The sequence below is a fragment of the Bradyrhizobium sacchari genome (assembly GCF_002068095.1).
Classification (GTDB): Bacteria; Pseudomonadota; Alphaproteobacteria; order Rhizobiales; family Xanthobacteraceae; genus Bradyrhizobium; species Bradyrhizobium sacchari.
The window spans coordinates 395,392-405,299 of sequence record NZ_LWIG01000026.1 but is presented as its reverse complement, the minus strand read 5'-3'; the positions used below and the strand labels follow the sequence as shown (position 1 = coordinate 405,299).

The 9,908-nt window shown below is 64.7% G+C and carries 10 protein-coding genes; 7 read left to right on the top strand and 3 right to left on the bottom strand.

The features are described from left to right. Nucleotides 1-542, bottom strand: a 542-nt coding sequence (locus A5906_RS44995; RefSeq protein WP_245326896.1) for an amidase family protein, incomplete at its 3' end; no start/stop codon positions are given. A 498-nt stretch (nucleotides 543-1,040) separates the two neighbouring features. Between A5906_RS44995 and A5906_RS25965 the strand changes: the two genes are divergently transcribed. Genes A5906_RS25965 through A5906_RS25955 form a run of 3 tightly spaced genes read left to right on the top strand, consistent with a single transcriptional unit; the run spans nucleotide 1,041 to nucleotide 4,666 of the window. Next, nucleotides 1,041-2,258 (top strand): MFS transporter, encoded by a 1,218-nt coding sequence (locus tag A5906_RS25965; RefSeq protein WP_080138087.1) that lies wholly within the window; start codon nucleotides 1,041-1,043, stop codon nucleotides 2,256-2,258. Between the two features lie 15 nt (nucleotides 2,259-2,273). Beyond that, nucleotides 2,274-3,671, top strand: a complete 1,398-nt coding sequence (gene guaD, locus A5906_RS25960; protein ID WP_080138086.1) for a guanine deaminase — start codon at nucleotides 2,274-2,276, stop codon at nucleotides 3,669-3,671. An 11-nt stretch (nucleotides 3,672-3,682) separates the two neighbouring features. Beyond that, on the top strand, nucleotides 3,683-4,666 hold the full coding sequence (locus A5906_RS25955) for an antibiotic biosynthesis monooxygenase (protein WP_080138085.1): 984 nt from the start codon (nucleotides 3,683-3,685) through the stop codon (nucleotides 4,664-4,666). A 24-nt stretch (nucleotides 4,667-4,690) separates the two neighbouring features. Here the strand turns inward: A5906_RS25955 and A5906_RS25950 are convergent, their stop codons facing one another. Further along, entirely contained in the window at nucleotides 4,691-5,038 is a 348-nt protein-coding gene (locus tag A5906_RS25950; protein WP_080138084.1) for a MerR family transcriptional regulator, read from the bottom strand. 83 nt (nucleotides 5,039-5,121) lie between these two features. On the opposite strand from A5906_RS25950, the gene A5906_RS25945 reads away from it, so the two are divergent. Both A5906_RS25945 and rnz read left to right on the top strand, forming a co-directional pair. Further along, on the top strand, nucleotides 5,122-6,132 hold the full coding sequence (locus tag A5906_RS25945) for a zinc-dependent alcohol dehydrogenase family protein (protein WP_080138083.1): 1,011 nt from the start codon (nucleotides 5,122-5,124) through the stop codon (nucleotides 6,130-6,132). A 54-nt stretch (nucleotides 6,133-6,186) separates the two neighbouring features. Then, nucleotides 6,187-7,089 carry a ribonuclease Z gene (gene rnz, locus A5906_RS25940; protein ID WP_080138082.1) on the top strand — a complete coding sequence of 301 codons (903 nt, stop codon included), beginning with the start codon at nucleotides 6,187-6,189 and terminating at the stop codon, nucleotides 7,087-7,089. Nucleotides 7,090-7,105: 16 nt separating this feature from the next. On the opposite strand, the gene A5906_RS25935 is transcribed toward rnz, so the two are convergent. Continuing rightward, on the bottom strand, nucleotides 7,106-7,939 hold the full coding sequence (locus A5906_RS25935) for an IclR family transcriptional regulator (protein WP_080138081.1): 834 nt from the start codon (nucleotides 7,937-7,939) through the stop codon (nucleotides 7,106-7,108). 125 nt (nucleotides 7,940-8,064) lie between these two features. Here A5906_RS25935 and A5906_RS25930 point away from each other — a divergent pair, with 125 nt between their 5' ends. Both A5906_RS25930 and A5906_RS44990 read left to right on the top strand, forming a co-directional pair. Further along, nucleotides 8,065-8,985 carry a dihydrodipicolinate synthase family protein gene (locus A5906_RS25930; RefSeq protein ID WP_080138080.1) on the top strand — a complete coding sequence of 307 codons (921 nt, stop codon included), beginning with the start codon at nucleotides 8,065-8,067 and terminating at the stop codon, nucleotides 8,983-8,985. Nucleotides 8,986-9,006: 21 nt separating this feature from the next. Then, on the top strand, nucleotides 9,007-9,908 hold a 902-nt coding region (locus tag A5906_RS44990), incomplete at its 3' end, for an FAD-binding oxidoreductase (protein WP_245326895.1).

Below are 9,908 nucleotides of genomic sequence, written 5' to 3'. Positions count from 1 at the left end.
GAGCCGATCGAGAGCGAACCGAAACCTGCGGCCAGCGCCGCTCCGCATCCGCCCGACGAGCCGCCGGGCGAGCGGCCGAGGTCCCACGGATTGTTCGTCGTCCCGTGGATGTCGTTGTAGCTTTGGAAGTCCCGCAGCCCGATCGGGATATTGGTCTTGCCGATGATGACAGCGCCCGCCGCTTTCAGCCGCGAGACGACAAGGGCATCTTCCGTCGGCCTGAAATCCCTGAAATGCGGAAAGCCCCATGTCGTCGGCAGGCCCGCGACGTTGAACGGTTCCTTCAGGGACACGGGAATGCCGAGCAGCGGCAACCGCTCGCCGCGGCCAAGCGCGGCATCGGCGGCGCGAGCGGCGTCTTTTGCGCGATCGAAATCGCGAACGATGATCGCGTTGATCGGCCCGTCCAGCGCCTCGATGCGGGCAATCGTATGGGCGAGCAGTTCCGATGCAGATAGTTTGCGCGCGTGCAGGGCGCCAAGGAGCGCGCCGATCGAGCCGTAGTTCAGGTCAGTGGCGTCCGCGGTCATCATGAACTCCATCGTATCTCATCGCTGCGTCGAAGTTATTCCCGCCGCAGATCGCCCGGGGGCGAACGTGCGATCCCGAAAGAGGGGTGAGGGGCGCCGCTACGGGCACCAGGTATGTTTGCCGATTTGAGCGGAGCAGTGTTTCGAACCGACGATACGTTCCGAACGGACAACGGCCCCGCTGCGGCTGCGAAGCCAGGATCGGCGATCATGCAATTCTGCACCTGTTTTGCCCGACGGAGCAAGCGAACAATTCGCGCTTACCGAAATTGAGAAAACCTCAATGATTTCTGTCCGGAGCCTACTGTGCATGGGGTTGTTTTCGCATTTTTTTACCGAGGTATCACCACGCGAGGGGGTTGGGGCAGAAGTCACCGGGATTGAACGGCCACTCCTAAGAGTTTCTACATACAGTTCTGGCACGTTCCGCGCGTCAATATCCGCAACCTGCATCGTCGCCTCTCATTGCGCGCACGAAAAGACGGGGCGGAGATCGAGGGGGCGTATGCCATGACTGCACTTGCTTCGGACGCCGGTCGCGCCAGGGGCGGGATCGTGCCGATCCTGTTGTGCGTCGTGCCGTTCAGCCAGATTCCGCTCGACGCCTACACGCCCGGCCTGCCGCAGATGGTGGTGGACCTCGCGACCGATTCCGCATCGATGCAGAACACCGTCACCGCCTACATGCTCGGCATGAGTCTGGCGCTGGTGCCGGTCGGCATCGCCTCCGATACGCTCGGCCGCCGCAACGTCCTGCTCGCTGGCCTATCGGTGCTGATCGCGATGAGCATCGCTTGCGCGCTCGCCGCCAGCGCCTCGCTGCTGCTGGGCTTGCGCTTCCTGCAGGGCATCGGCGGCTGCACCTGTCTCGTCGTCGCCTATGCGGTTGCCGCTGATTGCTTCCGCGGCCGCGAGCTCATGGCGATCTCCGGCCTGCTAGGTGCCGCCTGGGGGCTTGCGCCGGTGCTGGCGCCGGCGGCCGGCGGCTTCATCGTCGAGCTGACCTCCTGGCGCGGCGTGTTCGTCGTCGTTGCCGTCGCCGCCGCGCTCGTCGCCACGATCGTCGTATTTCTTCTGCCTGAAACATTGCCCGCCGACCGGCGCGCGCCGTTCGATCCGCGCCGCACCGCCGGCATTCTTCGCGATGCGATCGTGCGTCCGGGCTTCATCGCTTTCGTGCTGGTCTTCGCAGCCGCGGCAAGCGCGCAGCTGGCGTTCGGCGTCGTCGCGCCGTTCTTCTACCAGACCGGCCTCGGTTATTCCGCGGCCATCTACGGCCTCGTCGCCCTCGGCCTTGGCGGGGTCAATCTCGCCGGCGAGCTCGGCTGCGCGCATTTCGCGCGCTTCATGCCGGCCCGCATGCTGGGCTTCGGCGCCTTCGCGCTGTTTCTCGCAGGCTCCGCGGTCCTGACCGTAACAGGCATGACCATCGGTCTCGATTTCATGTCGATCACGATCGGCGGCGCGCTGGTGCTCGGCGGCTGCGGCGTGCTCTGCCCGATGATGTACGGCATGGCGCTCGGCCTGTTCGAGCGCGACCACGGCCTGATCGGCGGCCTCATCAGCGCGCTCTGCTATCTCGCCGTTAGCGGCTCCATGGCGATCGCGGCGGTGCTGCCCGAAGCGACACAGGCGCCGATCGGATGGCTCTATCTCGGCCTCTGCATCATTGCGGGCACGCTGCTTGCGATCTCGCTGCCCTCGGCGGCGCGGGCCACACAGCCTTAAGGAAGGAACCAGATCATGACCACTGTTGGTATTCGCGGCACGTTCTTCGATTTCGTCGACGATCCCTGGAAGCACATCGGCAACGAGCAGGCGGCCGCGCGCTTCCACCAGGACGGCCTCATGGTTGTCACGGACGGCGTCATCAAGGCGTTCGGCCCTCATGACAAGATCGCCGCCGCGCATCCCGGCATTGAGGTTACCCATATTAAGGACCGCATCATCGTCCCCGGCTTCATCGACGGCCACATCCATCTGCCGCAGACCCGCGTGCTGGGCGCCTATGGCGAGCAGCTGCTGCCGTGGCTGCAGAAGTCGATCTATCCCGAGGAGATCAAGTACAAGGATCGCAACTATGCGCGCGAGGGCGTGAAGCGCTTTCTCGACGCGCTGCTCGCCGCCGGCACCACCACCTGCCAGGCCTTCACCAGCTCCTCGCCGGTCTCGACCGAAGAGCTGTTCGAGGAGGCGAGCAGGCGCAACATGCGCGTGATCGCGGGCCTCACCGGGATCGACCGCAACGCGCCGGCCGAATTCATCGATACGCCCGAGAACTTCTATCGCGACAGCAAGCGGCTGATCGCGCAGTACCACAACAAGGGCCGCAACCTCTATGCCATCACGCCGCGCTTCGCCTTCGGCGCCTCGCCGGACCTGCTGAAGGCGTGCCAGCGCCTCAAGCACGAGCATCCGGATTGCTGGGTCAACACCCATATCTCCGAGAACCCGGCCGAATGCACCGGCGTGCTGGTCGAGCATCCGGATTGCCAGGACTATCTCGGCGTCTACGAGAAGTTCGATCTGGTCGGGCCGAAATTCTCCGGCGGCCACGGCGTCTATCTCTCGAACAACGAGTTCCGCCGCATGTCGAAGAAGGGCGCCGCGGTGGTGTTCTGCCCGTGCTCGAACCTGTTCCTCGGCAGCGGCCTGTTCCGTCTCGGTCGCGCCACCGATCCGGAGCATCGCGTCAAGATGTCGTTCGGCACCGACGTTGGCGGCGGCAACCGCTTCTCGATGATCTCCGTGCTCGATGACGCCTACAAGGTCGGCATGTGCAACAACACGATGCTCGATGGCAGCATCGATCCCGCGCGCAAGGACCTCGCGGAAGCCGAGCGCAACAAGCTCTCGCCCTATCGCGGCTTCTGGTCGGTTACGCTCGGCGGCGCCGAAGGCCTCTACATTGACGACAAGCTCGGCAATTTCGAGCCCGGCAAGGAGGCCGATTTCGTCACGCTCGATCCGAATGCCGGCCAGCTGGCGCAGCCCTGGCACCAGTCGCTGGTCGCCGACGGTGCTGGTCCCGGCACGGTTGACGAAGCCGCGAACATGCTGTTCGCCGTCATGATGGTCGGCGACGATCGCTGCGTCGACGAGACCTGGGTGATGGGCAAGCGTCTCTACAAGAAGAGCTGAGACGGCAGCTCATGACCTCATCCGCTGATCCAGCCGGCCAGCCGGTCGCCCTCGTCATCCAGCGCCGCATCGCGGACGATGGTTTTGCCGCGTTCGCGCGGTGGAACGGCGAGGTCGGCGAGGCGCTCAAGACCTGGCCCGGCTTCCTCAGTCGGGAGGTGGTGCCGCCGCAGCCGCCCGCGCATGTGGACTGGGTGACGATCGTGCGTTTCGCAAGTCCCGCCGCAGCGCGCGCCTGGCTCCAGAGCGAGGTGCGGGCGAAGCTGATTGCGGAGATACAGCGCTTCTTCGTCGGCTCGGAGGATGTCCATATCCTGCCCGACACCGGCGTTCAGCGCGACAGCGCAGTCTCCGCCGTCATCTCCTTCAAGGTACCTGCAGGGTTGGAGGACGCCTTCCTCATATGGCAGCAGCGCATCCAGGCCGCGGAAGCCGAGTTCAAGGGATTTTTGCGGCACAAGATCGAGCGGCCCATTCGGGGCCTGCACGATGAGTGGATCATCATCCTGTCGTTCGACAGCGATGCCAACCTCAACGCCTGGCTCGACTCGCCCCTACGGCAGACGCTGCTGAAGGAGGGCGCGCGCTTCAACGCCGGCATGAGCGTGAAGCGGGCGAGCTACGGGTTCAATTTCTGGTTCCCGACGGGAAAGGCTCAGGCGCCGGAGCAAAGCGCTGGCTTGATCTGGAAGAGCAATCTCATCGTCCTGCTGGTGCTCTATCCCGTGGTCTATCTCTGGGGCTTTTTCATCAGCAGGCCGCTGATCGACAGCCATGGCGTACCGGTCTGGCTGTCGCTGTTCGTCGGCAATCTCGTCAGCACGCAGCTGCTCGGCTGGTGGTTGGTGCCCGCGGCTTTCAAGGCGCTCGACTGGTGGGTGGCGCCGAAGGCGGCGATCAGTCGTCAGATCGCCGGCTACCTGCTGCTTGCCGCGCTCTACGCCGCGTCGATGGGGCTGTACGCGCTGCTGCTCGCATGGCATTGGGGACGGTGAGCCTCGGGGCTCACGATCTCGCGATCAGGTCACGCTCGACAGGAAGCCCGCCAAGATTGTTCGGCTCTGGCTGAGCGTCTCGATACGCTCGTCGATGAGGCTGACCTGATCGGCGAGTATTTTTCGCAGATTGTTGCACGGCGTGAATTCCGGATCGTTGTTCCTCACGCACGGTAGCAATTGCTGGATTGTTTCAAGCGTCATCCCGGCCGCGCCGAGCATCTTGATCCGCCGAACGGTCTGCTCTTCCGCCGGGCCATAATCACGATAGCCGGAGCCGGTGCGCTGCGGCGCAAGCAGCCCTTCGGCTTCGTAGTAGCGCAGCATCCGGACACTGACTCCCGTCCTGCGGGAGAGTTCGCCAATCTTCATTGAAAAACCTCTTGACCCTGACAGTGCTGTCAGACCTTACAGGCTGTGCTCGTCCATGTGAACACTCATGCGGAGGAGCAACAATGAAAGCCTACCATCTGAACAACCATCCCGGTGCCGGCGGCCTCGTGCGGGTCGATGTCAGCAAACCCGAACCCGCGAGTGGCGAGGTCCGCATCCGGGTCGAAGCAGCAAGTCTGAACTATCGCGACCTGTTGATCCTCGACCGCGTCGGCAAAGGCGAGCTCAACGGCCGCGTGCCGCTCTCCGACGGCGCTGGCGTTGTCGACGCCCTCGGCTCCAACGTCACGCAATGGAAGGTCGGTGACCGCGTCGCCGCATCGTTCTTTCGCGATTGGGTCTCGGGGCCGTTCAGGACCACCTATGTTGCCTCATCCCTCGGCGGCGACACGACGGATGGCATGCTGGCCGAGTATGTCGTGCTGCCGGCATCGGCGCTCGTCGCCGTGCCGGCGCACCTGTCCCTGGTCGAAGCCGCGACCTTGCCTTGTGCCGGCGTCACGGCGTGGCACGGCCTCATGGCACGCGGCGGGATGGGCAAAGGCGATACGTTGCTGGTCCAGGGGACGGGCGGCGTGGCGCTGTTCGGCCTTCAGTTCGCTGCAGCGCTGGGCGCGCGCGCGATCGTGATATCGTCCTCGCATGAGAAACTCGCCCGTGCCAGGGCGATGGGCGGCTCGATCCTCATCAACTACCGCGACACGCCCGACTGGGATGTCGCGCTGATGAAGGCGACGGATGGCGAAGGCGTCAGTCATATCCTCGAACTCGGCGGTCCCGGCACCTATGACCGGTCGCTGCGATCGGTCGCCTCGGGCGGCAAGATCATCCAGATCGGTGTCTTGACAGGGTTCGGCCCAAAACCAGACCTCGCGAGGCTTCAGTGGGAAAATGCCGATATCATCGGTGTCACTGTCGGATCGGTCGAACATTTCGCCGCGATGAATCGTTTCTTGACCGACAAGGCAATCCACCCGATCGTCGATCGGACATACGATTTTGACGATGCGCCGGAAGCGTACGCCTATCTCCGGACCGGCTCACATTTCGGCAAGGTCGTTGTGAAACTATAGGGCCTCAGACGAGTCAGGGCGGCAGAGCTCCCCAACTCTGGACAGGCGGAGATCATGTTTGCCCTGACATTTCTTGGGACCTCGGCCAGCGTTCCCTCGGCGGACCGCAATCATCCGGCCCTATTGGTGGAGGCGGCGGGCCAGCGCATCCTGGTCGATTGCGGTGAGGGCACGCAGCGGCAGCTGCTGCGCAGCGGCGCCGGCTTCCGGCGGCTCGATCGTATCCTGCTGACGCACGCGCATCTCGATCACGTGCTCGGCATTCCCGGCCTGTTCTCGACACTGGGCTTGCGGAAGACCTCCGACGTGATGACCATTCATGGCGGCCAAGGTACGCTCGACCTCGTCATCCGTATGCTCGCAGGTCTGTGGGGCGCGGGCAGGGCGCCGATCCCTGTGGAGTTCGCAGCGCTGACCGAAGGACAGGTCGTCGACGCCGGCGACTTCACCATCGACTGCTTTCCGGTCCGCCACCGTGACACCGACAGTTTTGGTTTCGTCTTTCAAAGTCCCGCACGCCGCCACCTTCAGTCGGATCGCCTCGCGGCACTCGGTGTCCCCGACGGTCCCTCGCGCGCCGAATTGGCAGCCGGCCGGCCAATCGTCATCGATGGCCGAGCGATTGATCCGGAGGATGTGCTGGGGCCGCCGAGCGGCGGCAGAAAGCTCGTCGTGATCGGCGACACCGAAACCACCGAGGGGCTGTCGCAATACGTTGCCGACGCCGACATGCTGGTGATCGAGGCAACGTTTCTCGATCGCGACGCGCTGGCCGCGCGGAGTTACGGCCATCTCACCGCGGCGGAGGCGGCGTCCTTTGCAGCCGCGAACAACGTCGGCCAGCTCATCCTGACCCACATGTCGGGACGCTACGAGGATGAGGAGATCCTGGCCGAGGCAACAAGGATATTTCCGAACAGCCGGATCGCCGCCGACTTCGACCATATCGTTATCTAGTCGCAGCGACCCGTGTTCAGCCTGACAATCCCGACTTGATCGCGAGATCCTGCACCTGGCTCGTCACCCGCACCAGCCGCGGCAGCGCCTGGTCGCGAAAGGCCGGCATGTCCATCCGCATCGCATCGACGGTGACGCTCAATCCGGCGATCACCAGACCTTGCGCGTCGAAGATCGGTGTTGCCAGCGTGCGCAGGCCATAGGCGTTCTCTCCGTCGGAGACGGCATGGCCCTTCTTCTTCACCTGATCGAGCCGGGCGAGCAGGGCATCGAGATCGGTGAGTGTTCGCTCCGACAGCTTGACACGGGGGCGCAACTCAAGCCGAGCGATCTGCTCGTCGCGGGCCAGATGCGCCAGCATCACGTGGCCGAGCGCGGCGCTGTAAGCGGGGATGCGCGTGCCCGGTCGGCGGTCCATCTTGTGGCGATCGAGGCCGGCGCCGACGCGCGCAAGATAGACCACGTCGCCGCCGTCGAGGATGCCGAGCGAGGCCGCATCGCCCGCCGCAGGTACGAGTTCGCGCAGCAGCGGCTCGACCATGGTCCGCAAGGATCCGTGTGACAGCACGGTGTAGCCGAGATCGAGGCACGCGATGCCGAGGCGGAACCGCCGGCTCTGCGGAACCGCCTGGAGGTATCTGAGCTCGGTCAGGGTCTGGATGAGCCGGAAGGCGGTCCCGCGATCGAGATCGGCCCGTGCGGCAATCTCACTCAGGGTGAGCTCGAAAGCCTCGCTGGTGAAGCTCTTGAGCACGGCAAAGGCCTTGCCGACGGACGCGACGTAATTCTTTGGGTTCTTTGGGCTAGCGTCCAACGTACGCTTCGCGGCCTTCCGTTGGACCTTGGCCATGCTCGAATGTCCCGCCATGACAGCCATCACCCTTGACGCTGCGAGCTGCTGATTTTACGATAGTGCTAGCAAATAACAAATGTTCGCATTCCGAACAATATTTGCTCTGCCGATCGGAGGAAGTTTTGTCGACATCACCGCTCCATCCTCATGGCGTGTTCTCCGCCGCGTTGACGCCGCTCGATGCCGAGCTCGCGCCCGATCACGCGCGTTTCGTGGAGCATTGCCGCTACCTGCTGGACGAGGGCTGCGACGGCATCGCGCTGCTCGGCACGACCGGCGAGGCCAATTCCTTTTCCGTGGCGGAACGCACAGCGTTGCTCGAAGCCGTGGTGGCTGCCGGCATTGCGCCGCAGCGGCTTCTGCCGGGTACCGGCGTCGCCGCGCTCACCGAGACCGTCGCGCTGACCCGCCATGCGCTTTCGCTCGGCGTCGAGACCGTGGTGATGCTGCCGCCGTTCTACTACAAGAACGTCAGCGATGACGGCATCTATGCCTCCTACAGCGAAGTGGTGCAGCGCGTCGGCGATGCGCGCCTGAAAGTCGTCCTCTATCACTACCCGCAGATGTCGGCGCAGCCGATCTCGCACGTGCTGATCGAGCGGCTGCGCAAGACCTATCCGGCGACGTTCACCGGCATCAAGGATTCGTCCGGCGACTTCGCCAACATGACCGCGATGGTGGAGCGCTTCCCCGGCTTCGCGGTCCTGGGCGGCGCCGATCCCTTGATGCTGCCGCTGCTGCGCAAGGGGGGCGCAGGCTGCATCACCGCGACCTCCAATGTCGTTGCGCGCAGTCTTGCCTATGTCTTCAAGCATTTTGGCGACAGCGATGACGATCCGGCGCTCAAGGCGGCGCAGGCGCGCATCGTGAAGGCCCGTGAGCTGGTCTCGCGCTTCCCGCAGATGGCCTCGCTGAAGGCGCTCGCCGCCGATCGCACAAAACATGCCGGATGGCAGCGCCTGCGGCCGCCATTGGAGTCCTTGCCGCCGGATCAGCTGAAAGAGCTGCTCGCGAACGCCGCGGCCTTCGCTGCCGCTTTCTAGGCCCGGGCGGCGAGCGATCCGATGTCCGACTCCTCCCAGGATGCCTTGGCCGGGCTCGCCGCCATCGTCGGCGACAAGCACGTCATCGCCTCCGGACCCGAGCAGGAGCTCTATGTGGTGGACTGGCGCGGGCGCTATCGCGGCCGTGCGGTTGCCGTGGTGAAGCCGGGCTCGACCGCCGAGGTCGCCTCTGTCGTCAAGTTCTGCGTCGCAAGGCGGCTCGCGATCGTGCCGCAGGGCGGCAACACCGGCATGTGCGGGGCGGCGACGCCGGATGATCACGCCGGCAATGTCGTGATCCGGCTCGATCGCATGCGCACCGTGCGCGACGTCAGCCCGCTCGCCAACACCATCACGGTGGAGGCCGGCTGCATCCTCGCCGAGGTGCAGAGCGCGGCGCGGGACGTCGATCGCTATTTTCCCTTGAGCCTTGGCGCCGAGGGCTCCTGCCAGATCGGCGGCAACATCTCGACCAATGCCGGCGGCACCGCCGTGCTGCGCTACGGTCCGACGCGCGATCTCGTGCTCGGGCTGGAAGTCGTCTTGCCCGATGGTCGTGTCTTCAATGGGTTGCGCGCGCTACGCAAGGACAATACGGGTTACGCGCTCAAGCAGCTCTTCATCGGTGCAGAGGGCACGCTGGGCATTGTCACCGCGGCGGTGCTGAAACTGTTCGCGCCGCAGCGCAGCTCGGCCCTGGCGCTGTTGAAGCTGCAGGGCATCGAGCAGGCGCTCGAGATCATGCAGCGCCTGCGTGGCGCGGTTGGCGACCGGCTCGGCAGCCTCGAGATCATGTCGCGCTCGCAGATCGAGGCGATCGCCGCGACCGTGCCGCATGTCACAATTCCGTTCGAGCTGACGACGCCGTGGTATCTGATCGTCGAGCTGACGGACACGCTTCCAAACGTTGACCTCAACGAGCC

Bases quoted from the DNA above. Each gene is read 5' to 3' on its own strand.
- A5906_RS25965 (WP_080138087.1), top strand. From the start codon at position 1,041: ATGACTGCACTTGCTTCGGACGCCGGTCGCGCCAGGGGCGGGATCGTG.
- guaD (WP_080138086.1), top strand. From the start codon at position 2,274: ATGACCACTGTTGGTATTCGCGGCACGTTCTTCGATTTCGTCGACGAT.
- A5906_RS25955 (WP_080138085.1), top strand. From the start codon at position 3,683: ATGACCTCATCCGCTGATCCAGCCGGCCAGCCGGTCGCCCTCGTCATC.
- A5906_RS25950 (WP_080138084.1), bottom strand. From the start codon at position 5,038: ATGAAGATTGGCGAACTCTCCCGCAGGACGGGAGTCAGTGTCCGGATG.
- A5906_RS25945 (WP_080138083.1), top strand. From the start codon at position 5,122: ATGAAAGCCTACCATCTGAACAACCATCCCGGTGCCGGCGGCCTCGTG.
- rnz (WP_080138082.1), top strand. From the start codon at position 6,187: ATGTTTGCCCTGACATTTCTTGGGACCTCGGCCAGCGTTCCCTCGGCG.
- A5906_RS25935 (WP_080138081.1), bottom strand. From the start codon at position 7,939: ATGGCCAAGGTCCAACGGAAGGCCGCGAAGCGTACGTTGGACGCTAGC.